Origin of the sequence: Rhodocista pekingensis (assembly GCF_042665545.1) — a bacterium.
Lineage (GTDB): Bacteria > Pseudomonadota > Alphaproteobacteria > Azospirillales > Azospirillaceae > Rhodocista > Rhodocista pekingensis.
This window is the reverse complement of sequence record NZ_JBHTCM010000009.1, coordinates 33,001-57,098: the sequence shown is the minus strand read 5'-3', so window position 1 is coordinate 57,098 and position 24,098 is coordinate 33,001. Positions and strand designations below refer to the sequence as shown.

Sequence of the window (24,098 nt, the reverse complement as noted above, 5' to 3'; positions counted from 1 at the left end):
GCACGGATCGAGAGGGGGAGGTCATATGCATCGTCATCGTTTCCTGGGGCGCGTCCTGGCCGGCACGGCCCTGTCCAGCCTGGGCATCGTCCTGCCGGCCCAGGCCCAGACCCAGGTGGCGGAAACGCCGGCGCTGGAAGAGATCGTGATCTACGGCCGCGGCGAGACCCGTCAGGTGCAGTCGGTCACCGCGGCCACGTTGCAGCTCACCGCCCCCGGCACCAGCCCGCTGAAGGCCATCGAGAAGCTGCCCGGCGTCAGCTTCCAGTCCGCCGATCCGTTCGGCGCCTACGAATGGTCGGCGCGCATCAGCATCCGCGGCTTCAACCAGAACCAGCTCGGCTTCACGCTGGACGAGGTGCCGCTGGGCGACATGAGCTACGGCGCCCATAACGGCCTGCATGTCAGCCGCGCCGTGATCTCGGAGAATCTGGACCGCGTGGTCGTGGCGCAGGGTGCCGGTGCCCTGGGCACCGCCTCCACCAGCAATCTGGGCGGCACGTTGCAGTTCGTCTCGCGCGATCCGTCGGAGGAGGCCGGGATCTCCACCGCCCTGACCGGCGGCGAGAACGCCACCCGCCGCGCCTATGTCCGGCTGGAGACGGGGGCGCTGGCGACCGGCACCCGGGCCTATGCCAGCTATGCCGGCCAGTGGTCCGACAAGTGGAAGGGCGACGGCATCCAGAAGCAGCAGCAGATGAACGCCAAGGTCGTGCAGCCGGTCGGCGAGGGCACGATCACCGGCTGGATCAACTGGTCCGACCGGCGCGAGAACGACTACCAGGACCTGTCGCGCTCGATGATCGGTCGTCTGGGCTACGACTGGGACAATTTCGCCAAGAACTGGAATCTGGCCCTTCAGGTGGCCGACATCGGCAACAACCGCGGCGACAGCGGCGCCCCGGTGAGCAATCCGGCCGCCGGCACCGTCTATCCGGCGCCGGTCCAGACCCTGGACGATGCCTATTACGACGCCGCCGGCCTGCGTAAGGACACGCTCGGCGCCGTCACGCTGGACTATCCGCTGGGCAGCATCCTGTCCGTCTCGGCCACCGGCTACGGCCACAGGAACGAGGGCCAGGGTGTGTGGTTCACGCCCTACGTGCCGACGCCGGGCGGCGGCCCCATCTCCATCCGCACCACCGAGTACGACATCGAGCGCTATGGCGTGATCGGTCGCCTCACGGCCGATCTGGGCGACCATCGGATCGAGGCCGGTGGCTGGTACGAGGACAACGACTTCTCCCAGGCCCGGCGCTTCTACGGGCTGGACCGGGCGGCCCCGCAGCGCAGCTCGACCCAGTTCCAGAGTTCGCCCTTCTATACGCAGTGGGACTACGACTTCACCACCACGACGCGGCAGCTCTACATCGCCGATACCTGGGCGGTCACCGACATGCTGACCCTGAACGGCGGGTTCAAGGCCGTGAAGGTCGAGAACGAGGCCGACACGGTCACCGGCCCGGAGCGCAGCGGCACGATCGAGGCGAAGGACAGCTTCCTGCCGCAGGTCAGCGCCAGGCTCGCGCTCACCGAGGATCAGGAGCTGTTCGCCTCCTATACGGAGAACATCCGCGCCTTCGTCTCGGCCGCCACCAGCGGCCCCTTCTCCACGACGCCGGAAGGCTTCGCCGCCATCCGCGACAGCCTGGAGCCGGAGACGTCGCAGACCGTCGAACTGGGCTGGCGCTTCCGCGTCGATACCCTGCAAGGCAGCGTGACCGGCTACTACGTGAAGTTCGACGACCGCCTGCTGACCCTCTCGCTCGGGGCCGGCATCGTCGGCAACCCGACGGCGCTTCAGAATGTCGGCAGCGTCACGACGAAGGGCGTGGAGGCCGCCGCCACCTGGGAGTTCGTCGAGAACTGGTCGGTGTTCGGCTCGCTGACCTACAATGACAGCAAGTACGACGACAACGTGCTGGACGCCAACGGGGTGATCACGGCGGCGACCAAGGACAAGAAGGCCACCGATACGCCGGAGTTCATGGCCAAGGGCGAGCTGGCCTATGACGACGGCGACCTGTTCGGCACGGTCGGCGTCTCGCACACCGGCAAGCGCTACTACACCTACCTGAACAACGGGTCGGTCCCGTCCTACACGCTGGTGGATGTCAGCCTCGGCTACCGCTTCTCCGGCTCCGGCTGGCTGGACGGGCTGGAGGTGCAGGCGAACGTGACGAACCTGTTCGACAAGGAATACGTCTCCACCATCGGGTCGAACGGCTTCACCAACGCGGACCCGAACGGCACCTTCCAGACCCTGCTGGCCGGGGCGCCGCAGCAGTTCTTCGTGACGCTGCGCAAGTCCTTCTGATCCCCGCCCGGGGCGCCGCGGCCCGCGGCGCCCCGTCCTTCAGCCATATCCGGGAGCCCGCCATGTCGGACACCGATCCGGACCGCCGCCGGTTGCTGACCGGCATGGCGGCAGCCCCCCTCGCCCTCGCCGCCGGCCTGCGCGCCGACGGAACCCGGGCCGACGGAACCCGGGCCGAGGGGGCCGCCGCCGGACCCGCCCCCTGTCCCGCTGCCGACGAGGGCCGCACCATCCGCCGCATCGCCTTCGGCTCCTGCGCCAAGTCGGAGAAGGAGCAGCCGATCTGGGACGCCATCGTGGCGGCGGAACCGGACCTGTTCATCTTCCTGGGCGACAATGTCTATCTGGACACCCGCGACCCCGAGGTGATGCGCCGCAAGTACGCGGCCCTGGCGGCCAAGCCCGGCTTCCAGAAGCTGCGCGCCCGCACCCCGGTGATCGCCATCTGGGACGATCACGACTACGGCGAGAACGACGCCGGCGCCGACTATCCGATGAAGGAGGAATCGCGGCGGCAGTTCTGCGATTTCTTCGGCGTGCCGGCGGAGTCGCCCCGCCGCACCCAGGACGGCATCTACACCAGCGTCACTTTCGGCCCGCCGGGCCGGCGCTTGCAGATCCTGCTGCCCGACCTGCGCTGGAACCGCACCCCGATCCGCACCCTGGACCTCGGCGGCAGACCCTACGACGCCTGGGCGGACGAGCAGGCCAGGGCCGGCCGGCCGGTGCCCGGCCCCTATGCGCGCAATCCCGACGATCCAGCCACCATGCTGGGGGAACGGCAGTGGCAGTGGCTGGAACAGCAGCTCGCCCGGCCGGCGGATGTGCGCATCCTGGCGTCCAGCCTCCAGGTCGTGGCCGACTTCCCCGGTTGGGAGGCCTGGATCAACTATGCCCGCGACCACCAGCGGCTGATCCAGACGATCCGCGACAAGCGGGCCGACGGGCTGTTCTGCATCTCCGGCGACACCCATTACGCGGAGATTTCCCGCCTGGACGTGAACGTCCCCTATCCGCTGTGGGACTTCACCTCCTCCGGCCTGACGGAGGTCTGGCCGGTGCTGCCGCCCAATGCGCGGCGCCAGGGCGAGGCCTGGCGGGCGGAGAATTTCGGCCTGATCGAGATCGACTGGCAGGACGGGAACCCGGTCGTCACCGTGCAGATCCGCGACATCGTCGGCGCGGTCCGGCTGGAGCAGCGCCTGCGCGTCGCGGATCTGGCCGTGCCGTGAGCCCCTGACGGGGGCCGCCGGTCAGGCGGCCTCCGCCGCCGGGGCCGGTCAGGCGGCCGCTTCCACCGGGATGGTCCGCAGCCGCATCGTCACATGCTCGATGCCGCCGTCGTCGTAGCTCTCCCCCTCCGTCCGGAAGCCGAAGCCGGCGTAGAAGGGCTGGAGATGCAACTGGGCGGACAGCACCACGTCCACATGCGGATGGTGGAGCGTGACCTGGCGCAGGCTCTCGGCCACCAGCCGGCGTCCAAGCCCGCGTCCGCGGGCCGCCGGCGCCACCACGAAGCGGCCGATGAAGGCCGGCGCATCGTCCCGCGGGCCGCAGCAGCGCGCATAGCCGAGAAGCTCGCCGCCCGGACGGTCGCGCGCGCTGAGGTGCCAGCAGAACGGGTCGCGGCCGTCCAGGTCCTGGAAGGCCGATGCCTGCTCGACGATGAAGACGGACTGCCGGAAGCCCAGCAACTCGTAGAGCCGGGCGGCGGAAAGGTCGTCGAAGGTACTCCAGCGGTAGTGCATGCACCGCCTCCGCAAGGTTGACGGACCGGGCTCGGCGGCACCCGGTCCGATGGGTCGATGGAACGGCCTGCGCCCGCCCGGCGGACCGTTCTTGTTACTCCGCAGCCTCCAGGAACCCGCCGCTCTGCCGTTGCCAGAGGGCCGCATAGCGGCCCCCCAGCGCCAGCAGGTCGGCATGGCTTCCCTGCTCCACGATGCGCCCGCCCTCGACATAGAGGATGCGGTCCATCCCCGTGATCGTCGAGAGCCGGTGCGCGATGGCGATGACGGTCCGCCCCTGCATCAGCGTCCACAGCGCCCCCTGGATCAGGTGCTCCGACTCGCTGTCGAGCGCCGAGGTGGCCTCGTCCAGCACCAGGATGCGGGCGTCCTTCAGCAGGGCGCGGGCGATCGCCACCCGCTGCCGCTCGCCGCCGGAGAGCTTCACGCCCTGCTCGCCGACGACGGTGTCGTAGCCGGTGGGCCGCCGCGCGATGAACTCGTGGGCATGCGCCTGCCGGGCGGCCTCCTCCACCTCCGCCTGGGTCGCCCCCAGGCGGCCGTAGGCGATGTTCTCGCCGATGGTGCGGTGGAAGACGCCGGGCTGCTGCGGCACCTCCGCGATGGCGGCGTTCAGGCTCTCCTGCGTCACGGTGGCGATGTCCTGCCCGTCGATCAGCACCGCCCCGCCCTGCGGCTCGTACTGCCGGCGGATCAGCTTGACGAGCGTGGACTTGCCCGCGCCCGAGCGACCGACCAGACCGATCTTCTCCCCCGGCCGGATGGTCAGCGACAGCCCGTCGAAGACCTTCGTCCCGTCGGGGAAGCTGAAGCGCAGGTCGCGCACCTCGATCCGCCCCTCCGTCACCGCCAGCGGCATGGCCCCCGGCGCGTCCACGATGCCGTGCGGGGCCGACACCAGATCCAGCGCCTCCGACAGCGTGCCCAGCTCCTCGAAGAAGCTCAGCAGCCGGTCGGACAGGTGCCAGACCGTGTTGGAGATCTGGAAGCCCAGGGTGAAGACGAGCGTGAACTCGCCCACCGTCATCGCCCCCGCCAGGGTCCGGGCCAGCGCCACCCAGACCAGCACGCCCAGCAGCAGGATGATGCTGGCCATCTGGAACAGCCGCATCACCACGAGATACCAACGCAGCCGCCGCGAGCGGAACCGCTCGGCATTGATCCAGTGGCCGAGGAAGCTGCGCTCGAAGGCGATGCGGGCGAAGCCGCGGATCAGGTCGGCGTTGGTGATCGCGTCGATGATCCGGCCGGAGCTGGTGGAGACCGCCTCGCTCATCTGCTCCGACAGGCGGAAGCAGTGCCGCGCCAGCCAGCCGCTGACCGCGATGTAGAGCACCGCCCACGCCATCAGGAAGGCCGAGAACGCCGGGGCCGCCGTCCACAGCAGCACGACCGCCACGGCCAGGAGCACCGCCGTCCGGATCATGTCGAACATCATGATCTCGATGATGCCCAGGATGGCGTTGGCGCCCTGCTTGATCTTCTGGCCCAGCTTCCCGGCGAAATTGTCCTGGAAGTAGGTGTGGCTGTGTCCCATCAGCCAGCCGAACATGCGCTTCTGCGCCAGCGCCCGGATCGAGGGCGAGGTGTAGATGTCCACCACCTGGTAGACGCGGTACATGCCGATGCCGAAGAACCAGATGCCGAGCAGCAGCACGAACCAGCCGAGGATGCCGATGCCCTCCACCGGCTGGCCCGCGCTGGCCGCGGTCAGCCCGTCGATCAGCCCCTTCAGGGCATAGGGCTCGAACGCCTCGATCGTCTGCCCGGCCACCACCGCCGCCACCATGAGCGCGATGCGGCCGGCGAACTTTTCCCGCATCAGGGACCAGATGAAACGGAACGGCCGCCGCTCCAGCGGGCGCACGGTCTCGCCATCCTCCCAGGAGAAGGCGCGGTCCTGATCCTCCAGGCTGTCGATGCGGACGGCGCGCATGCCCCGGTCGAGGGAGGCGCGCAGGAAGGTGGCGAACATGGAAGGGACTCCCGGGCGACGGCCCGTACCGACGGCGAAGGCGGCCCCGATGACCGGGACCGCCTTCCGTATATTCATCCGATGTCGGAAGATATGACGGATAAAACCTGAGCCGTCAACCCGGAAATCCCCTGTGCTATCGGTGCCGCCGGGCGGGGGCCCGCCATCCGGCCCCCGCTGCCGTTCTCCCTGACATCAGGCGCCGCGGATGGTGGCGATGAAGCGCTGCACCTCGTTGCGCAGACGGTCGGCCTGACCCGACAGCGTATCCGCCGCTTCCTGGGTCTCCGTCGCCATCCGGTCGGTACGGCCCGCCGCCTCGGTGACCTCCGCCATGCTGGAGAGCGCATCGCGCGTGCCCAGTGCGGCCTCCTGGATGTTGCGGCTGATCTCCCGCGTTGCCGCCCCCTGCTCCTCCGACGCGGCGGCGACGGCCGTCACCGCTTCGTTGATGCCGGTCATGATGCGGCTGATGGCGCGGATCGCCTCGGCCGCGCCGCTGCTGGCGGACTGCATGGCGGCGATCTGGGCCGTGATCTCCTCCGTCGCGCGGGCCGTCTGGCCGGCAAGACTCTTGACCTCCCCGGCCACGACGGCGAAGCCCTTGCCGGCTTCCCCGGCGCGGGCCGCCTCGATCGTGGCGTTCAGCGCCAGCAGGTTCGTCTGCCCGGCGATCTGCTGGATCAGGTGGATCACGTCCCCGATCCGCTGCGTCGCCGCCAGCAGTCCCGCCACGGTCCCGTCCGTCCTGTCGGCCTCGCCCACGGCGTCGGCCGCAAGGCGCGTGGTCGAGGCGAGACGGACATTGATCTCGTCGATGGTCCGGGCCAGTTCCTCGGCCGCGGCGGCCACCGTCTGCACCCGCTCGCTCGCCTGATCCGCCGCGGCGGCGGCCGTCGCCGCCTGACCGTCGGTCGTGCGGGCGATGGCGCTGAGATCGCCGGCATTCGCGCGCATCCGGTCGGCCTGGGCCGAGACGTCCCGCACCAGCCCTCCGACCGAGTCCTCGAAGCGCAGGGCCAGCCGCTCCAGCTCCCGGCGCCGCTCCTCCGCGGCCCGCTTTTCGTCGTGCCGCCGCTGCTCCTCAAGCTCGGCCATGCGGAGGCTGTTCGCCTTGAAGAGCCCGAGGGCCTGATTGATGGCGCCGATCTCGTCCTTGCGCTCCCGGTCCGGCACCTCGACCTTGAGGTCGCCGGCGGTCAGCGCCTGGATCGTCGTGATGCTCCGCTGCAAAGGCTGGCCGACCACCCGCCGGGTGGCGAGCCAGAGCGCCCCCAGCAGCACGACCAGAAGGGCGGCGCTGCTGAGGAGGATGAAGCGACGCAGCTCCATGGTCGGCTGCTGCACCTGATCCACCGGCAGGTTGACCAGGATGGACCAGGGCGTCCGGCTGCGCCCGACCGTGACCGGCAGGAAGAACTGCTTCACCGGCGCCTTCAGGCTGGCCGAGACGGAGAACTGCTCGTAAGGCTGGCCGGCCTTGATGGCGGGCAGGACCGGCCGCAGCCGCTCGTTGGTGTCCGCGATCGGCCTGCCCAGATGCGCCGGATTGAGGTACGCCGCCCAGCGGCCGCCGTTGGAGATGAGGTAGGCAGCCCCCGTCCCGTAGGGCTTCACGGTCTTCAGCGTCTCCCAGATGGCCTCGGTGGAGATATCGACGCCGGCCACGCCGATGAAGCGTCCGTCCTCGACGATGGGAACGACCAGCGAGACCAGCAGGACGTCCCGCCCGCCGACCGTGTAGCTGAACGGCTCGACGATGACCTCCTGCAAGGTACGCCGGGGCTCGTTGTAGTAGTCGCCGGCCGGGCCGGGATCGTCGTAGCCGGTGATCGCCTCCAGCGCGACCGTCCCGGACGCCCGGTTCCAGTAGGGCAGGAAACGGCCCGTGGCGTCGCTGCCGGGCGCGCCCACGAAATCGGCGTCGCGGCCGTCGAGCGCGTCCGGCTCCATCCCGATCCAGAGGCCGAGAAGCTCGGGATGGGCCTCGGCAAGGCCCTGCATCCAGGTCAGCAGGCGGGCCCGGTCGACCAGTCCGCCCTTCCTGAAGCCGAGGATCGAGGCCGCCATCATCCGGCTCATCGCCATCGCTTCGTTGAAGCGGCCCTGCACCTGCTCGGCATAGCGATGACCGATTTCCCGGCCCTCGCTGTAGGCCAGCGCGTCCGTGGCCGCACTGCTCTTCGCCGTGATGGTGACGACCCCCGCCCCGAGCCCGACGACCATCACGAAGGCCGTGACGAGGAGAAGCCTGGTGACCAGGGAATGCTGACGCAGCATCCGATCCTCCGCTGCATAGGACTATTACGGAGGATTTAGCACAAAAGTACTACATCCGTGTGCAGGCAGCTTTTCCCGCGACACTGTGCCCGGTGGCGCCCGGCGTCGATCAGCCCGCCAGCAGGGCGACCAGCCATTTCAGGGCCGTCAGCCCGGCCGCCGCCGCGGTGGCCAGGGCCGCGCGCCGGTTCAGCAGGGTGCTGCGGTTGAAGGCGGTGACGATCCGGTTGAGGTCGCGGGCGTCCAGCTCCTCATGGAAGGAAACGCGGCGGAGGGTGCGTCCGCTGGCCTGGAACCAGAGCACCGCCGACAGCAGCGCCGTACCGATCGCCAGCACATCCACGATGAGCAGCACTGTCCCGAGCATGGTCCCCGTCCGTCCCCGGCCCCCTGGCCCGAAGGGCAGAATAGACGGACCGGCGCGGCCGTGGCAGGGGGCCAGGGGCAGAAACCGAAGGAGCGGGCAGCAGAAGGGCAGCGCCGTCAGCGCACCTGGTACTGGCTGGGCGGGACGCCGAAGGTGCGGTGGAACAGGGCGGTGAAGGCGCTGGGGCTGTCATAGCCCACGTCGAAGGCGACGGTGGTCACCGGCCGGCCGGCGGAGAGCAGCGACAGCGCCTGCATCAGGCGGGCCTGCTGGCGCCAGACGGCGACGCCCATGCCGGTCTCCCGCTTGAACTGGCGCGTGAAGGTGCGGCGGCTCATCCCCGCCACCCGCGCCCAGTCGTCCAGGTCCCGCTGGTCGGCGGGATCGGCCAGGATGGCGCGACAGACGCGGACCAGCCGCTCGTCCGCGGGCATCCGCACCTGGTAGGGCGCGCTCGGCATGCGCCCGATCTCCTCCAGCAGCAGGGCGACGATGCGGCCCTCCCGGCCCTCCGTGTCGTAGTCGGGGGGAAAGCTCACCACCTCCAGGATCAGGGCGCGCAGGAAGTCCGACACCTCCAGCACCCGGCACGGCCCGGACCCGGCATCCGCGTGCGGGTCGATGTAGAGGGTGCGCAGCGCCACCGGCCCGCGGCAGGACACTTCGTGCGGGGTGCCGGCGGGCAGCCACAATGCCCGCTGCGGCGGCAGCACGAAGGAGGTCGTGTCCGTCACCACCGACATCACCCCGGCCGAGGCGTAGAGGAGCTGCGTATGCCGGTGGGAATGCAGGGGATCGACGAAGCCGGGCGGGTATTCGTCCTGCAACGCGATCACCGGCCGTTGCGTCACCAGATAGTCGGCGCTGCGCTTCATTCCCCGCCCCAGGCGTCCGTTGGCCCGAACGGGGTGACTTCATCCCGGCCGGCGGCAGCGGGTCAAGGTCCGGCGGACGGAACGGCCCGATCCCGCCGGTGAATGGCCCGTCCGGGAAAGCCTGCCATCCCCGCGGGCCGTTAGCATCCCTGTCCGTGAAACCAGCACGAGCGCCGCCCGTGACAGCCGACGCGATCCCGGCCGGGGATCTGGACCCCGAGATCCGCCGCTTCCACCGCGCCATCACCGAGGGCTACGCCGCGCACCCCAGGGGGCCGGACCACAGCGTCGCGGACAGCCGGCGGGTAGCGGAACTGGTGCGCGCCCCCTGGACGGCCGGCGGTCCCGCGATGGCGTCCACGGAGGAGCGCCGGGTAGGCGACCTTGCGGTGCGGGTCCGCATCCATCGGCCGCGGACCGGCGGCGACCTGCCGGTGCTGCTCTATGTGCATGGCGGCGGCTGGATGCTGTTCAGCCTGGACACGCACGACCGGCTGATGCGCGAATACGCGGCCCGCGCCGGCGTCGCCGTGGTCGGCATCGACTACAGCCTGTCGCCGGAGGCGAAGTTCCCCCGCGCACTGGAGGAGATCGTCTCCGTCGCCGGGTGGGTCCGGGCCGACGGGGCCGCGGCGGGGTTCGATCCGGCGCGGGTCGCCATCGGCGGCGACAGTGTCGGCGCCAACATGTCGGTCGCGGCCAACCTGCTGCTGCGCGAACGCGGCCTGCCGGTGCTGACGGCCATGCTGCTGAACTACGGCGCCTTCGACCACGCCGTCACGCCGTCGCACCTGCGCTATGGCGGCGACGGCTACCTGCTGAACAGCGCGGAGATGGAGGTCTTCTGGGCGGCCTACCTGCGCGGGCCGGAGGACTATGCCGAGCCGCTGGCCGTGCCGCTGCGGGCGGACCTGCGCGGCCTGCCGCCCGCCTTCATGACCATCGCCCGCTGCGACATCCTGCTGGACGGCAACCTGGCCATGGCCGCCGCCCTGCGCGCCGCCGGGGTGGAGGTGGAGAAGCGGGTCTACGACGGCGCCAGCCACAGCTTCCTGGAAGCGGTGTCGATCTCCCCCCTGGCGGACCGGGCCCTGGCGGAGGCGTCCGACTGGCTGTCCCGCACCCTGGAAAGGAGCTGAGCATGGCCCCCCCGTTCCAGCCCGCCGATCCGGCCGAGATCGCCGCGCTGATCGAGGCGCACCCGCTGGCCTGGGTGGTGGCGCACGGCCCCGCCGGCTTCGCCGCGGCGCCGCTGCCGCTGCTGGCCGACCTGGACGCGGACGGCAACGTCGTCCGGCTGGTCGGGCACATGGCGAAGCGCGGCCGGCTGGCGGCGGTGCTGGCGGAATGCCCGCGCGCCCTGATCCTGTTCCAGGGGCCGGAGGGCTACATCTCCCCCGCCTGGGTGCGCGACCGGACCTGGGGGCCGACCTGGAACTACGCGGTCGTGCAGATCGAGGCGGACATCGTGCTGTGCCCCGACCAGACCGACGCGGCGCTGATCCGGCTGGCGGAGCAGATGGAACGGCCGCGGGGCAATGGCTGGGTGCCGGCGGACATGGGCCGCCGCTACGAGGGACTGTCGCGCGCCATCGTCGCCTTCCATGCCGAGGTCCGGTCGCTGGACGCCCGCTTCAAGCTGGGCCAGGACGAGCGGCCGGAGATCCTGGAGGACATCCTGGCGGCGCTGCCAGCGGACGGTGAACTGGCCGCCGCCATGCGGCGCAACAATCCCCGCCGCTGACGGGACGGCGGGGTCCGGAAGGTCCGCGGAAGGGGGCTTCCGCGGCGTGGGGATGGCGTCGCCCCGATCCGGCCGCGGTCCGCCGCAGCGCAGCGACTCCCGCCGTCCCAAAGCGCGCCGATGGCCCGATCGCAACAGCAAATGGCCCCTACGGGCGCGCCGGGCCGCCCGCGATCTGCCTACGCTTGAACCCGGAAAGAGGCCGCACACGGCCCGCGAACACGCTTGAACAGGGGTCTTCAACGATGGCGAACCAGACGTCCCTCCGCGCGGCCTGCCTTGCCGGTGCCGCCTGCCTCCTTCTCCCCGCCGTCGCGGCCGCCCAGGACAGCGGCGGCGACAGGGGCGTGCTGATCGAGGAGATCATCGTCACCGCGACCAAGCGGCTGGAGAGCGCCCGCGACATCGCCGGCTCCGTCTCCGCCGTCAGCGGCGAACAGCTCGAAGCGCTGGGCGCGCAGAGCTTCTCCGACTACATCCAGCGCACCCCCGGCGTCGTCTTCAACGACTTCCAGCCCGGCACCTCCCACGTCGTCATCCGCGGCATCGCGACCAGCGCCGGCAACGTGCAGGGCCAGGGCACGACCGGCTATTACATCAACGAGGTGCCGCTGACCGAGCCGGGCTGGACCATCGTCATTCCGGACATCGACACCTTCGACGTGGACCGGGTGGAGGTGCTGCGCGGTCCCCAGGGCTCGCTGTTCGGGTCGGCCGCGATGGGCGGCGCCGTCAACTACGTCGCCAACAAGGCCGACGCGTCCGGGATGGATGCGGCGCTGGAGGCGACCCTGTCCCGGACCCGCAACGCCGATCCCTCCTGGGCCGGCAAGGCGATGCTGAACCTGCCCGTGGTGGCGGACAAGCTGGCGGTCCGCGCGGTCGGCAGCTTCCGCCGCGAGGCGGGCTTCCTGGACAATGTCGGCATCGGCGAGAAGGGATCGAGCGACATCGACGTCGGCGGCGGCCGCGCCTCCGTCGTCTGGACCCCGGACGAGCTGACGGAGGTGTCCTGGCTCAGCCTCTACCAGAAGACGGAGGCGGACGACGCGCCCTACCGCAACCCGGCGCTGGGCGACCTCACCCGCTCCACCGCGCTGGCCGAGCCGCACGACACCGAGGTCCAGGTCCACAGCCTGCGCATCGACCGCGACCTGGGCTTCGCCACCTTGACCGCGCTGGGCGCCTACCAGAAGAAGGAACAGGGCTTCGTCTTCGACTACACGCCCTACCGCGGCGCCTACAACGCCGACCTGGGCCTGAACCTGACCAATCCGCTCTACATCAAGAGCGGCGGCGACAGCACCGGCAAGAGCGCGGAGCTGCGCCTCGCCTCCAACGATGACGGGCCGTTCACCTGGCTGGTCGGCGGCATGTACTTCGAGACGCAGAAGGACCTCTATGAGGCGCTGGGCGCCCGTGGGGCCGCGGCGGCATTCGACGCCTCCCCGCTGTACGGTCCGGGCGCCGGCGCCGTCATCGCCCCCGACGGCGAGATCTTCAACGCCTTCTATACCGACCTGGACGGCAAGGAGTACGCGCTGTTCGGCGAAGCCAGCTACGCCTTCACGCCCGAGCTGAAGCTGACCGCCGGCGGGCGCCTGTTCAAGACGGAGGTGTCGGAGACCGCCACCTCCGCCGGGTTCTCGGTCTTTCCGGGCGGCGGCAGCGCCAGCGTGACGGAGACGAAGGAGGACGGCTTCTCGCCCAAGGTCTCGCTGAGCTACACCCCGACCCCCGACCTGATGGTCTATGCGCTCTATTCGGAGGGCTTCCGCTTCGGCACCCCGAACACCCAGGGGCTGAGCGCCTATCCGGTGCCCGGCGGCTCCCGCAGCGACAGCCTGAAGAACTACGAGATCGGCCTGCGCAGCACCCACCTGGACGGCGACCTGCTGCTGGACGCGACCCTGTTCTATGTGGACTGGACGGACATCCAGCTCCGCCTGCAGACGCCGGACAGCTTCAACTACGCCACCAACGGCGGGGCGGCGGAGATCAAGGGCATCGAGTTCTCCGGCTCCTGGCACGCGACGGACAATCTCGATCTCCAGACCAGCATCACCTACCAGGAGGCCCGGCTGGAGGAGGACCTGTTCATCCTCTGGTACGGGACGGCGCCGAAGGGCGCCCGCCTGCCCGGTTCGGCCGACTGGTCCATCTCCAACACGGCCGTCTACCGCTTCGACGCAGCCTACGCGCCCACCCTCACCCTGTCGCACCGCTACCTGTCAGAGGGGCTGAGCGACCTGAACTCCGCCGTGCCGGGCGTGACGCCGAACGAACAGGGCGACTACAACATCTTCGACGCCCGCCTGGGCGTGGACCTGGGCGGCACGCGGGCGACGCTGTTCGTCACCAACATCACCGACGAGCGCGGCGTCACCCGCACGGTGCCGGAGGCGAACGGGCTGAGCCAGGGCATCCTGCGCCCGCGCACCTTCGGCCTCACCCTCGCCTGGGCGATGTAGGCGCGGGGGGCCGGGCCGGCCGGCGGGTGGAAGAAGGATGCAGGCGATGCGGCGGCGGCAGTTCCTGACGACCTCCCTGGCAGCGGGACTGCTGCCGCTGGCCGGCTGCGCGGCCGGTCGGGACGCAGGTTCGTCTTCCGGTTCGTCCGGCGGCGGCCCGGTCCCGCCGCGTCCGCCGAAGCGGCCGAAGCGCATCGTCCAGCTCGGCCGCGTCCGCATCGACGACTATGCCTGGCTGCGCGATCCGGACTGGGCGCGGGTCTCCCGCGACACCGGCCTGATGGACCCGGAGATCCGCGCCCATCTGGACGCGGAGAACGCCTATGCCGAGGCGATGCTGGCCCCGACGCGGGAGCGGCAGGCCGTCTTCGCCCGGCGGATGCTGGCGCTGGCCGGAACGGACGCGCCGCCGCAGCCCGTCGCGGACGGGCCGTGGGAGTACTACGAGTATGTACGGCCGGGGGAGGACCATCCGGTCCATGCCCGCCGTCCCCGCGGCGGCGGTGCCGAGCAGGTGCTGCTGGATGCCCAGGCGCGGGCGCGCGGGCATGCCTATTTCCGGCTGGCCGAGGCGACCCACAGCCCCGACCACGGATTCTTCCTCTGGGCCGAGGATGTGGAGGGCGGCGACCGCCACCGTATCTGCGTCCGCGACCTGACGACGGGCCGGGTGACGACGACGCCTGAGGCCGACGCCTACGGCTACATGGGCGTCGTCTTCTCCCCGTGCTCGCAGTACGTGTTCTGGATCTGGCGCGACCCGTTCAGCCGGCCGATGCGGCTCTACCGCCGCCCCTCCCGCGGCGGGGAGGACGTGCTGGTCTATGAGGAGACGGACCCGGCACTCTTCATGGCGGTGCGCCGGACGGCATCCGACAACTACGTCGTCATCCACACGCTGGGGCCGGACCTGGACGAGATCCGCCTGATCCCCGCCGCGACCCCCACCGCCGCCCCCCTGCTGGTGGAGCCGCGCCAGCCCGGCCTGCACTACCAGGTGGAGGACTGGGACGGCGCGCTGGTCATCCTGACCGATGCCGACGGGGCGGTGGACGGCAAGCTGATGCGCGCCGACCCCGCGCGGCCGGGCCGCGCGCACTGGCGCGAATGGCTGCCGCACCGACCCGGCCGGCACATCATGGAGATACGCCCCTTCCGCGACCATTTCGTGCGGCTGGAGCGGGTGGACGCGCGCCCCACCCTGATCGTCACCCCGCGCGGCGCCCCCCCGCACGGTGACGCTCTTGAGGACACGGTGACCTTCCCGGAAGCCGCCTATGCCCTGACGCTCCCGCCGGTGCAGGAGCATGACGGCGCGGCGCTGCGGCTGGTCTACCAGTCGCCCCACACCCCGCCGCAGACGATCGACTACGACATGGCGGCGCGGACGCGTCGCATCGTCCAGGCGGGCACGGCGGGCGCCGGCTTCTCCCCCGACGCCTACGAGGTCCGGCGGCTGGACGCCCCGGCCGCGGATGGCGCGCTGGTGCCGGTGACGGTCCTGATGCGCAAGGGCACGCGGCTGGACGGGCGCAGCCCGCTGCTGCTCTACGGCTACGGCGCCTACGGCATCTCCTCGGAAGCGGAGTTCTCCGTGCCCGCCCTGGCGCTGGTGGAGCAGGGCTGGATCTACGCCATCGCCCATGTCCGCGGCGGCTCCGAACGCGGTCAGGGCTGGTTACTGGACGGGCGGCGGTTCAAAAAGCGCAACAGCTTCACCGACTTCATCGCCGTGGCGGAGACCCTGATCGCGCAGGGCTACACGGCCCGCAAGCGGATCGTCGCCTACGGCCTGTCGGCCGGCGGGCTGCTGATGGGCGGGGTGCTGAACCTGCGGCCCGACCTCTGGGGCGGGGCGATCGCCCAGGTGCCGTTCGTGGACATGCTGAACACCATGAGCGATGCCGACCACCCGCTGGTCCCGGCCTTCCGGCCCGACTGGGGCGACCCGCTGGCGGACCCGGAAGCCTACGACTACATCGCCTCCATCTCCCCTTATGAGAATGTGCGGGCGCAGCCCTATCCGCCGGTGCTGGCGACGGCCGGCATCCGCGACGACCGCGTCTCCTACTGGGAGGCGGCGAAATGGGTGGCGGCGCTGCGGGAGAAGACGACGGGCACGGCGCCGGTGCTGTTCCGCATCGACATGGCCGCCGGCCACCAGAGTGCGGCCGGCCTGTCCGACCGGATGAACCAGATGGCCCTGTTCTGGGCCTTCGCGGAATGGAGCCTGACCCAGGGCTGAGCCTCGGGCGCGCAGGAGGAACCAGCATGAAGACCGCCGACGCCCTGGCGCTGGGCCGGCTCGACGCGCACGACCAGGCCGCCCTGCTGCGGGCGGGGGAGCTGTCCGCCGCCGAGCTGGTGGAGGCCGCGATCCTGCGCATCGAGGTGCTGGACCCGTCGCTGCACGCGGTGAGCTGGCCCGCCTTCGACGAAGCGCGGGCGCGGGCCGCCGCCCCCCTGCCCGACCGGCCGCTGGCCGGCGTGCCCTGGCTGCTGAAGGACTCGCTGGACTGTCCGGGCATGCCCAGCCGCGCCGGATCGGCCAGCCGCATGGACGTGCCGGTGGCGCGCGCCTTCCCCTATGTGCAGCGCCTGGACGCCGAGGGGCTGGTGCCCGTGGGCAAGAGCGCCATGCCGGAGTTCGGCCTGCTGGGCGTGACGGAGCCCCGGATCGCGCCGCCGACCCGCAACCCCTGGGCGCCCGCCCGGTCGCCCGGCGGTTCCAGCGGCGGGGCCGGGGCGGCGGTGGCCGCCGGGCTGGTGCCGCTGGCGCACGGCAGCGACGGCGCCGGCTCCATCCGCATCCCCGCCTCCTGCTGCGGGGTTGTCGGGCTGAAGCCGGGCCGCGGCGCCACCGTGCGGGTGCGCGCCCGGCACGTCATCGAAGACCTGCTGGTGGGCGACAGCCTGATCGCCCGCAGCGTGCGCGACGTGGCCTGGGGCTTTGCCGCCGCCCACCCCGCCCGGCCGGCCCCCGTGACCCGGGCCGTGGCGCGGCGGCTGCGCATCGCGGTCGTGCTGCCGACCCTGCGGGGCGAGATGCCCGATCCGGTGCTGGTGGAGGCGGTGACCCGCACGGCCGACCTGTGCGAGCGGCTGGGCCACCGGGTGGAGAACGCCGCCTGGCCGTTCGACGGGCCGGCAGCGGACGCGGCGGAGCGCACCCTCTGGTGCCATATCGGGGCGGACTGCGTGGATGCGGTGCGGACCGCGGGCGGCGACCCGGAGGCGCTGCTGGAACCCTGGACCAACGCGCTGGGCCGCATGGCGGAGGCGCTGCCGACCGACGCGCTGGAACGCGCCTACGGCCAGATCGCCGGGCTGCCCGTCCGGCTGGCGGCGTTCTTCCAGGAGTACGACCTGATCCTCTCCCCCACCCTGGCGGCCCCGCCGCCCCCGATCGGCTTCATGGCGCCCGACCTGCCGGGGGAGGTGCTGCTGGAACGGATGTTCGGCTGGCTGGGCTACACGCCCTTGCAGAACCTGGCCGGAACCCCGGCGATCACCCTGCCGCTGCACGGAAGCGCCGACGGCCTGCCCGTCGGCGTCATGGCCGCCGCCGACCGCGGGGCGGAGGACCTGCTGCTGGGCCTCGCCTTCGAACTGGAAGAGGCACAGCCCTGGCGCGACCGCTGGCCGCCGCTGTCCGTGGCCGGGGAGGTGCCCCGGGCCGGTTGAGGAGACGCGGATTCAGGGGCGGCGCAGCCCCCGCGCGACGGCGGGCCGGCGGAAACGGAACGCCGGCTGCCAGCCATGCGCCAGCACGGCGGCGAGCAGAAACCCCGCCGCGGCCAGTTCCAGCACCTCTTCCAGCCGGCGCAGCACGAGGTAGGGGCGGATGTCGAGGTCGATCAGCACCGCCAGGGCAAGCAGCGCCACGGCGATGACGGCGCGGCGCTCCGCCGGCCGGTCGGCAAGGGGACGGGCCACGGCCCGCAGCAGCGGCCAGAGCCGCCAGAGCAGCAGCCCGGCCAGCCCGGCGCCCAGCACGGCCGCGGCCAGGACAGCCGCCTTGTGCGCCGACAGCCAGGGCCGCGCCTGACGCCAGAGCAGCATCGCCAGATCCTGTCCGCCATCCAGTTCCCCGCCGCCCGGCATGGCCGGCATGGCATAGCCGAACAGGCGCGCGCCGAAGCTGATCTCGCTGAGGAAGCAGAGCAGGGCCAGCCCGGCGACGCCCCGGCGCAGCCAGCGCCGCCCACCCGTCCCCGCCAGGGCGATGACGGCCGCCGCGAGATACAGCAGGGCCGACAGCGTCTCCACCGGCCCGTCCTCCGGCAGCAGCCGCGCGGCCATCCTCTCCGACACCAGACAAAGAACCGCGACCCCTGCCACGGCCCCGGCGATCAGCCGGTCCGTCCTGCCATCCATCAGATCGCCTTCCACGCCTGCGACATCATTCCGTCATGAAAACGTCATCGACAGCACTGTGGCCAGACGCCAATCCGGTCCGGACCGGCGGCGCACCCAGCTACCCCCGTCGGCGGCGTCGGCGCCCGATCGGAGTCCGGCCGGACCGGGGCCGCAGGGCGGCGACGCCGATGCTCTGCTCCGCGGTGGCGAGGATGCGGTCTGCGTGGGGGCGCAGGGCTTCGCGCTGGACATCGCAACGGGCGCAGTCGGCAACGCGCCGCAGGGCCTCCAGGAGCCGGATGAGGACGGCCGGCTTGCCCTGCCCGGCCTGCCGGATCGGGTCGAACGCCGCCGCCGTCATCCCGCTGTGGTCGCTGCCCGAGCGGATGATGCGGACGCTCCCGTCCCCATCGCGCACCAGCGCGGGGTCGGGGGCGTCCGGGTCCCTTTCCCGGCCGCGCTGCGGCGCCATCTGACAATCGTCGAGAAAAAACCGGCCGGCTGTCGATCCGACCGGGCCCCGTTCGTCGTGAGGGCATGGGGCCGTTGCGGCCCCTTCGAACCGGAGGAGAGAGACGATGCGCGTCATGGTCCTGGTCAAGGCGACGGTGGACAGCGAAGCCGGCATCCTGCCCACCAGCGAGCTGCTGGAGGCGATGGGCCGGTACAACGAGGCGCTGGCGAATGCCGGCATCATGCTGGCGGGCGAAGGGTTGCAGCCCTCGTCCAAGGGTAAGCGCGTCGCCTTCGACGGCGCCGACCGGCGGGTGATCGACGGCCCCTTCGCCGAGACGCGGGAGCTGGTCGCCGGCTACTGGCTGTGGGAGGTGAAGGACATGGCCGAGGCGATCGAATGGGCGAAGCGGTGCCCCAACCCCATGCCCGGCCCCAGCGAGATCGAAATCCGGCCCATCTACGAGATGTCCGACTTCGGCGACGTCCTGACGCCGGAGATCGCCGCGCTGCATGAGCGGGTGGGGACGAAGACGGCGGCACGTTGAGCCTTCCCCCTGGATCGGGACCCGTGACGACGGGCGAAACCCATCGCGCCATCGAGGCGGTCTTCCGCATCGAACGGGCCAGGCTGGTCGCCGGCCTGGCCCGGCTGGTGCGCGACGTGGGCCTGGCCGAGGAACTGGCCCAGGACGCCTTCGCCACGGCGCTCGTCGCGTGGGAGGCGGGGGGCGTGCCGGAGAATCCCGGGGCCTGGCTGATGGCCGCGGCGAAGCGCCGGGCCATCGACGGCCTGCGCCGCGGCCGCATGCTCGACCGCAGGCACGCCGAACTGGCCCGCGAACTGGAAGAGAAACGCGACCGCGGCGTCGAGGAGGTCGAGGCGGCCATGGACGACGATGTCGGCGACGAGCTGCTGGGCCTGATCTTCGCCGCCTGTCATCCGGTCCTGTCGCCGGAGGCGCGGGCCGCCCTGACCCTGCGCCTGATCGCCGGGCTGAGCACGCAGGAGATCGCCCGCGCCTTCCTGGTGAGCGAGGCCGCCATCGCCCAGCGCATCGTCCGGGCCAAGCGGACGCTGGGCCGCGCCGGCCTGACGTTCGAGGTGCCGCGCGGCCGGGAGCGGGAGGCGCGCCTCGGCTCCGTCCTGGAGGTCGTGTACCTGATCTTCAACGAAGGCTATGCGGCCACCGCCGGCGATGACCTGATCCGTCCCGCCCTGTGTGCGGAGGCCCGGCGGCTGGGTCGCATCCTGGCTGCCCTGGCCCCCGACGAGCCGGAGGTGTCGGGCCTGCTGGCACTGATGGAGATCCAATCCTCCCGCCTGCCGGCGCGCACGGCCGCGGACGGGTCGCTGGTGCCGCTGCCGGACCAGGACCGCAGCCGCTGGGACCGGCTGCTGATCCGGCGCGGCCTTGCCGCCCTGGAGCGGGCGGTGGCCCTGGGCGGCGGCGACCGGCCCTACACGCTGCAGGCGGCGCTGGCCGCCTGCCACGCGCGGGCGCGCACCGCGGCGGAGACGGACTGGCCGCGGATCGCCGGCCTGTACGATGCCCTGCGCGCGGTGATGCCGTCGCCGGTGGTCGAGCTGAACCGCGCCGTGGCGCACAGCATGGCTTTCGGCCCGGAGGCCGGCCTTGCGCTCCTGGACCGGATCGGCGGCGCGCTGGACGGCCATGCGCCCCTGCCCGCCGCCCGCGGCGATTTCCTGCTGCGCGCCGGGCGACGGGCGGAGGCCAGGGTCCAGTTCGAGCGGGCCGCGGCGCTGAGCCGCAACGGGCGCGAGCGCGCCTTCCTGCTGGCCCGCGCAGCGTCCTGCGACAGCGGGGCATGAGCGTCACGCCGGGACGCCTGACGCCCCGACGGGGCCTCACACCGCCGGCATGGCCCGGTCGATGATGGCGCGGGTGTCGATCGTGGCGTCGAAGGCGCCGTACATCGCCCCCCGCTGCCGCAGCCGCAGGGCGCAGAAGGCGTCCGCCAGGGGGTTGTCCCACTCCAGCAGCACCGCCGCCTGGGCCGCCAGCGCCAGACGCTCCACCAGCATCCGGGCCGTGCCCTCGGTCACGCGGCGCAGGTCGATGCCCGCGATCCAGTCGTCATAGTCTGGGTTCCGGCCGGCCTGGGCGGTCAGGTAGTCCTTCAGCGCGGCGGCGCTCTCCGGCTCCCGCGCCATGGCGCGCAGCACGTCCAGCGCGATGACGTTGCCCGAGCCTTCCCAGATCGCGTTCAGCGGCGACTGGCGGAACAGCCGGCCCATCGGGCCGGTCTCGATGTAGCCGGCGCCGCCCAGGCACTCCATCGCCTCGTAGACGACGCCGGGCGTGCGCTTGCAGACCCAGTACTTGGCGACCGGCGTGAGCAGGCGGGCGACCGGGTCCTCCGTGTCAAAGGCACGGGCCAGCCGGAAGCCCAGCGCCGTCGCGGCCTCCGTCTCCAGGGCGAGGTCGGCCAGCACGGTCGCCATGGCCGGCTGGTCGACGAGGCGGCGCTGGAAGGCGGAGCGGTTCTTCGTGTGCCACAGGGCCTGCGCCACCGCCCCGCGCATGATCTGCGCCGAGCCGACGACACAGTCCAGGCGGGTGTGCTGGACCATCTGGATGATGGTGGCCACACCCCGCCCCTCCGGCCCGACGCGCCGGGCCAGCGCGCCGTGGTATTCGATCTCCGACGAGGCATTGGAGCGGTCGCCCAGCTTGTCCTTCAGGCGCATCACGCGGAAGCCCGGATTGCGCTCCCCGTCGGGCAGCCAGCGCGGCACCAGGAAGCAGGTCAGGCCCCCCTCGGCATAGGCCAGCGTCAGGAAGGCGTCGCACATGGGCGCCGAGCAGAACCATTTGTGGCCGGTCAGGCTGTACCAGCCCTCCTGCCCGGTCGGGACGGCCCGCGTCGTGTTCGCGCGGACGTCGGAGCCGCCCTGCTTCTCCGTCATCGCCATGCCGATGGTGACTCCCGCCTTCTCCCCGGCCGGGCGCACGGCCGGATCGTAGCGGCCGGCCAGGATGCGCGGCACCCACTCTGCCGCGACCGCCGGCTCGACCCGGAGCGCCGGCACGGCGGCATAGGTCATGGTCATGGGGCAGATCGTGCCGGAGTCCGCCTGCCCCGACAGGTACAGGATCGCGGCATGGCCGACATGGCCGGCGGGCGAGCCGTCCCAGGCGATGGCGGCGAAGCCGTTGTCGAGCCCGAAGCGCATCAGCTCGTGATAGGCGGGGTGGAAGCGCACCTCGTCGATGCGGCGGCCGTAGCGGTCGAAGCTGTCGAGTTCGGGGATCCGGCGGTTGGCCTCCACGCCCCAGTCGATCACCTCCGCCGTGCCGGCGCGGGCGCCCAGGGCGGCAAGCCGCGCCTCATGCACCCCGCCGCCGGCCTTGCGGACGGCCTCCACCAAGGCCGTGTCGCCGCTGAACAGGTTCAGCCCTTCCAGGGGCGGCGGCTGGTTGAAGACCTCATGGGTCTCGAGCTGGGTCAGCGGCCGGATGCTGGACATGGTGCGTTCCTCCCTTGGTCGGCGTCGGCAAGGTGGACCCGCCCCTGCCCGGAAAACGCGCGATCCCGGCGCGCGTCACAGGCATCATGGCCTTCCCGACCCCCTCATTGTTGCGTATCATGTCGGAAATGGACGTAGACTGCAACACCCATCCCCCCGGCGAGGCCGGCGCCATCAGCGCGCGGACCCTGATCCTCGACCTGATGGACACGGGCTCGCCCCCGGATTTCTCGACCCGCGACCTGGTGCAGGCGGGCGCCGCCTTCGGGCTGGAGGCGACGGGCATCCGCACCGCCCTCACCCGGCTGAGGCAGGAGGGGCGTGTGCGGGCGCTGGACCGCGGGCGCTACGCGATCGGGGCGAAAGCGGAACCCCTGCAACACCGCATCCTGGGCTGGCGGGAGGTCCAGAGCCGGCGACGGCTCTGGGGCGGCGGCTGGCTGCTTGCCGTCGCCGGCCCGCAGGAACGGGCCAACCGCACTCTCTGGCGGCATACGGTGCGCGCGCTCGACCTCGAAGGCTTCGCGGAGGCGGAAACCAATGTCTGGGTGCGGCCGGACAATCTGGAGGGCGGGCCGGAGGGCGGGGCCGCCGCCATGCGCCGGCGGCTCCTGGCGCTCGACGGCGCCCCCAGTCTGCTGCTTGTCCAGGCCACGGCCCTGGACGAGCAGCGGGAGGCGCGGTTCAGGACGCTGTGGCCCGTGGCCGGACTGGCGGCCTCCCATGCCGGGCTGGTCCGCCGGCTGGCGGAGAGCGCCGCCCGCCTGCCGGCGCTGCCGCTCGTCGAGGCCGCGGCGGAAAGCCTGCTGACCGGGCGGGAGGCGATCCGCGCCATCCTGCGCGACCCGCTCCTGCCGGAAGCGCTCTGCCCGCCCGATGCCCTGACCGCCCTGATCGCCGCAATGGACGCCTACGACCGGCTCGGCAAGGACATCTGGCGGCGCTATCTCGGCACCTGACCCGGCAGCACCTGGGGCGGGCTGAGCGCGACGATGCCGTCCAGGGAGCAGTGTCCGTCGTGGTCGAACACGGCGATGTGGAGCGTCCCGTCATGGAGGGTCAGATAGTACGGCACGAGCGGCGGGTCCGCTGCCGGCAGGAGGCCGCTCAGATCCTGCCAGCGGCCCTGGGCGAAGTCCTCCCAGTTGCGCCAACGGATCAGGCGGGCGGGTGCCGTATCCCCGCCGAAGGCATAGGACGGCGTGAAGTAGTTCGTGCCGTAGTACCAGCCGTCGACCTTCTCCACGTCGTTGAGCACGAGGCCGGTGGTGGCGAGCGCCCCCGCCGGGAAGTCGCGGTAGGGCGTGGCCGACCGCGCCGCCCCGTCCCGCGGGCGCGGACTGCGGAAGACCGTGTAGAGATGCCGGTCGAAGTCGTCGATCCGCCAGACCTCGCCGCGGCTGGAATGGATGATGTGCAGGTGACCGTCGAACCACGACAGCGAGCGGGCGTAGTTCATCTCCTCCGGGGTGAAGCTCCAGACCTCGACCGGGCCGTCCAGGGTCCGGAAGCGGAACAGGTGCCGGCCGCCGTCGATCACATAGGCGTATCCGGTCTCCGGATCGACGATCTGGTCGTGCGGCCGGCTGAGGCGGATGCCGGCCAGTTCCGTGCGGGCGATGATGCCGGCATGGCCGGACAGATCGTCCACCTGGACCATGCGGTGATGGTCCGTGTCGTTGATGAGCCAGGCCCCGTCCGGCAGCCGGGCGACCGAATGGCCGCCCTTCAGGGGCAGGTCGGAGACCTGCCAGGGACCGCCCTGCACCCGGTAGAAGACCGCCCCGCCCCGCGTGACCGTGGATGTGAGGGTCGTGACGTCGCCGAAGAACCCGATATGGGTCGGCACGCAGAGATCACCCGTCACCGGCAGCCCGGCCAGATCGACGGAAACGGCGGTTCCTGCGGCAGGGATGCCGGCACGCGAGACGGCGGGGGACGCCGCGTCGGCGGCGCCCCCCACCAGCACGAGCAGGGCCGGCACGAGCAGGGCCAAAGCTGGCGCAAGGCGCATGC

Annotated in this window: 19 protein-coding genes; 10 read left to right on the top strand and 9 right to left on the bottom strand. The window is 71.7% G+C overall.

Annotation, left to right across the window (positions count from 1 at the left end; translation table 11 throughout):
- The first annotated feature begins 25 nt into the window (after positions 1–25).
- Both ACFQPS_RS07695 and ACFQPS_RS07690 read left to right on the top strand, forming a co-directional pair.
- Complete coding sequence (locus tag ACFQPS_RS07695; protein ID WP_377357866.1) at positions 26–2,317, top strand: TonB-dependent receptor; 2,292 nt, start codon at positions 26–28, stop codon at positions 2,315–2,317.
- 62 nt (positions 2,318–2,379) lie between these two features.
- Positions 2,380–3,549, top strand: coding sequence for an alkaline phosphatase D family protein (locus tag ACFQPS_RS07690; RefSeq protein ID WP_377357865.1), 1,170 nt, complete (start codon positions 2,380–2,382; stop codon positions 3,547–3,549).
- Between the two features lie 48 nt (positions 3,550–3,597).
- Here the strand turns inward: ACFQPS_RS07690 and ACFQPS_RS07685 are convergent, their stop codons facing one another.
- The 5 genes from ACFQPS_RS07685 to ACFQPS_RS07665 form a co-directional block, all read right to left on the bottom strand.
- Positions 3,598–4,065, bottom strand: a complete 468-nt coding sequence (locus ACFQPS_RS07685) for a GNAT family N-acetyltransferase (protein WP_377357863.1) — start codon at positions 4,063–4,065, stop codon at positions 3,598–3,600.
- 94 nt (positions 4,066–4,159) lie between these two features.
- On the bottom strand, positions 4,160–6,040 hold the full coding sequence (locus tag ACFQPS_RS07680) for an ABC transporter ATP-binding protein (protein WP_377357861.1): 1,881 nt from the start codon (positions 6,038–6,040) through the stop codon (positions 4,160–4,162).
- 195 nt (positions 6,041–6,235) lie between these two features.
- Positions 6,236–8,320 (bottom strand): methyl-accepting chemotaxis protein, encoded by a 2,085-nt coding sequence (locus ACFQPS_RS07675; RefSeq protein ID WP_377357860.1) that lies wholly within the window; start codon positions 8,318–8,320, stop codon positions 6,236–6,238.
- Between the two features lie 109 nt (positions 8,321–8,429).
- Positions 8,430–8,687 carry a hypothetical protein gene (locus ACFQPS_RS07670; RefSeq protein ID WP_377357858.1) on the bottom strand — a complete coding sequence of 86 codons (258 nt, stop codon included), beginning with the start codon at positions 8,685–8,687 and terminating at the stop codon, positions 8,430–8,432.
- A gap of 116 nt (positions 8,688–8,803) precedes the next feature.
- Positions 8,804–9,562, bottom strand: coding sequence for an AraC family transcriptional regulator (locus tag ACFQPS_RS07665; protein WP_377357856.1), 759 nt, complete (start codon positions 9,560–9,562; stop codon positions 8,804–8,806).
- Positions 9,563–9,741: 179 nt separating this feature from the next.
- Here ACFQPS_RS07665 and ACFQPS_RS07660 point away from each other — a divergent pair, with 179 nt between their 5' ends.
- The 5 genes from ACFQPS_RS07660 to ACFQPS_RS07640 all read left to right on the top strand — a co-directional run bounded on the left by ACFQPS_RS07660 (position 9,742) and on the right by ACFQPS_RS07640 (position 17,461).
- Positions 9,742–10,701 (top strand): alpha/beta hydrolase fold domain-containing protein, encoded by a 960-nt coding sequence (locus tag ACFQPS_RS07660; protein ID WP_377357855.1) that lies wholly within the window; start codon positions 9,742–9,744, stop codon positions 10,699–10,701.
- Between the two features lie 2 nt (positions 10,702–10,703).
- Positions 10,704–11,306 (top strand): FMN-binding negative transcriptional regulator, encoded by a 603-nt coding sequence (locus ACFQPS_RS07655; RefSeq protein WP_377357854.1) that lies wholly within the window; start codon positions 10,704–10,706, stop codon positions 11,304–11,306.
- Positions 11,307–11,551: 245 nt separating this feature from the next.
- The gene (locus ACFQPS_RS07650) at positions 11,552–13,777 is read left to right on the top strand and encodes a TonB-dependent receptor (RefSeq protein ID WP_377357852.1); all 2,226 of its coding nucleotides are present in this window, start codon (positions 11,552–11,554) and stop codon (positions 13,775–13,777) included.
- 46 nt (positions 13,778–13,823) lie between these two features.
- Positions 13,824–16,022 carry a S9 family peptidase gene (locus tag ACFQPS_RS07645; RefSeq protein ID WP_377357850.1) on the top strand — a complete coding sequence of 733 codons (2,199 nt, stop codon included), beginning with the start codon at positions 13,824–13,826 and terminating at the stop codon, positions 16,020–16,022.
- 26 nt (positions 16,023–16,048) lie between these two features.
- A complete protein-coding gene (locus ACFQPS_RS07640; RefSeq protein WP_377357848.1) occupies positions 16,049–17,461 on the top strand; it encodes an amidase family protein in 1,413 nt (470 codons plus the stop codon).
- A gap of 12 nt (positions 17,462–17,473) precedes the next feature.
- Here ACFQPS_RS07640 and ACFQPS_RS07635 read toward each other — a convergent pair whose 3' ends face one another.
- Both ACFQPS_RS07635 and ACFQPS_RS07630 read right to left on the bottom strand, forming a co-directional pair.
- Positions 17,474–18,154 carry a hypothetical protein gene (locus ACFQPS_RS07635; protein ID WP_377357846.1) on the bottom strand — a complete coding sequence of 227 codons (681 nt, stop codon included), beginning with the start codon at positions 18,152–18,154 and terminating at the stop codon, positions 17,474–17,476.
- Positions 18,155–18,254: 100 nt separating this feature from the next.
- The gene (locus ACFQPS_RS07630; protein WP_377357844.1) at positions 18,255–18,608 is read right to left on the bottom strand and encodes a DUF2254 family protein; all 354 of its coding nucleotides are present in this window, start codon (positions 18,606–18,608) and stop codon (positions 18,255–18,257) included.
- A 106-nt stretch (positions 18,609–18,714) separates the two neighbouring features.
- Between ACFQPS_RS07630 and ACFQPS_RS07625 the strand changes: the two genes are divergently transcribed.
- Both ACFQPS_RS07625 and ACFQPS_RS07620 read left to right on the top strand, forming a co-directional pair.
- Positions 18,715–19,137: a YciI family protein gene (locus tag ACFQPS_RS07625; protein WP_377357843.1), complete on the top strand. Its 423-nt coding sequence runs from the start codon at positions 18,715–18,717 to the stop codon at positions 19,135–19,137.
- Positions 19,138–19,160: 23 nt separating this feature from the next.
- Positions 19,161–20,423 carry an RNA polymerase sigma factor gene (locus tag ACFQPS_RS07620; RefSeq protein ID WP_377357841.1) on the top strand — a complete coding sequence of 421 codons (1,263 nt, stop codon included), beginning with the start codon at positions 19,161–19,163 and terminating at the stop codon, positions 20,421–20,423.
- Positions 20,424–20,459: 36 nt separating this feature from the next.
- On the opposite strand, the gene ACFQPS_RS07615 is transcribed toward ACFQPS_RS07620, so the two are convergent.
- Complete coding sequence (locus ACFQPS_RS07615) at positions 20,460–22,082, bottom strand: acyl-CoA dehydrogenase family protein (protein ID WP_377357839.1); 1,623 nt, start codon at positions 22,080–22,082, stop codon at positions 20,460–20,462.
- 128 nt (positions 22,083–22,210) lie between these two features.
- Between ACFQPS_RS07615 and ACFQPS_RS07610 the strand changes: the two genes are divergently transcribed.
- The gene (locus ACFQPS_RS07610) at positions 22,211–23,041 is read left to right on the top strand and encodes a hypothetical protein (RefSeq protein ID WP_377357837.1); all 831 of its coding nucleotides are present in this window, start codon (positions 22,211–22,213) and stop codon (positions 23,039–23,041) included.
- On the opposite strand, the gene ACFQPS_RS07605 is transcribed toward ACFQPS_RS07610, so the two are convergent.
- Positions 23,026–24,096 carry a hypothetical protein gene (locus ACFQPS_RS07605; protein WP_377357836.1) on the bottom strand — a complete coding sequence of 357 codons (1,071 nt, stop codon included), beginning with the start codon at positions 24,094–24,096 and terminating at the stop codon, positions 23,026–23,028. The two genes, ACFQPS_RS07610 and ACFQPS_RS07605, sit on opposite strands and share 16 nt — an antisense overlap.
- Between the last annotated feature and the right edge of the window lie 2 nt (positions 24,097–24,098).

Coding starts and splice junctions, on each gene's coding strand:
- ACFQPS_RS07670 (WP_377357858.1), bottom strand. CDS start 8,687: ATGCTCGGGACAGTGCTGCTCATCGTGGATGTGCTGGCGATCGGTACG.
- ACFQPS_RS07680 (WP_377357861.1), bottom strand. CDS start 6,040: ATGTTCGCCACCTTCCTGCGCGCCTCCCTCGACCGGGGCATGCGCGCC.
- ACFQPS_RS07625 (WP_377357843.1), top strand. CDS start 18,715: ATGCGCGTCATGGTCCTGGTCAAGGCGACGGTGGACAGCGAAGCCGGC.
- ACFQPS_RS07635 (WP_377357846.1), bottom strand. CDS start 18,154: ATGGATGGCAGGACGGACCGGCTGATCGCCGGGGCCGTGGCAGGGGTC.
- ACFQPS_RS07685 (WP_377357863.1), bottom strand. CDS start 4,065: ATGCACTACCGCTGGAGTACCTTCGACGACCTTTCCGCCGCCCGGCTC.
- ACFQPS_RS07650 (WP_377357852.1), top strand. CDS start 11,552: ATGGCGAACCAGACGTCCCTCCGCGCGGCCTGCCTTGCCGGTGCCGCC.
- ACFQPS_RS07630 (WP_377357844.1), bottom strand. CDS start 18,608: ATGGCGCCGCAGCGCGGCCGGGAAAGGGACCCGGACGCCCCCGACCCC.
- ACFQPS_RS07695 (WP_377357866.1), top strand. CDS start 26: ATGCATCGTCATCGTTTCCTGGGGCGCGTCCTGGCCGGCACGGCCCTG.
- ACFQPS_RS07615 (WP_377357839.1), bottom strand. CDS start 22,082: ATGTCCAGCATCCGGCCGCTGACCCAGCTCGAGACCCATGAGGTCTTC.
- ACFQPS_RS07610 (WP_377357837.1), top strand. CDS start 22,211: ATGGACGTAGACTGCAACACCCATCCCCCCGGCGAGGCCGGCGCCATC.
- ACFQPS_RS07605 (WP_377357836.1), bottom strand. CDS start 24,096: ATGCGCCTTGCGCCAGCTTTGGCCCTGCTCGTGCCGGCCCTGCTCGTG.
- ACFQPS_RS07655 (WP_377357854.1), top strand. CDS start 10,704: ATGGCCCCCCCGTTCCAGCCCGCCGATCCGGCCGAGATCGCCGCGCTG.
- ACFQPS_RS07640 (WP_377357848.1), top strand. CDS start 16,049: ATGAAGACCGCCGACGCCCTGGCGCTGGGCCGGCTCGACGCGCACGAC.
- ACFQPS_RS07690 (WP_377357865.1), top strand. CDS start 2,380: ATGTCGGACACCGATCCGGACCGCCGCCGGTTGCTGACCGGCATGGCG.
- ACFQPS_RS07675 (WP_377357860.1), bottom strand. CDS start 8,320: ATGCTGCGTCAGCATTCCCTGGTCACCAGGCTTCTCCTCGTCACGGCC.
- ACFQPS_RS07645 (WP_377357850.1), top strand. CDS start 13,824: ATGCGGCGGCGGCAGTTCCTGACGACCTCCCTGGCAGCGGGACTGCTG.
- ACFQPS_RS07665 (WP_377357856.1), bottom strand. CDS start 9,562: ATGAAGCGCAGCGCCGACTATCTGGTGACGCAACGGCCGGTGATCGCG.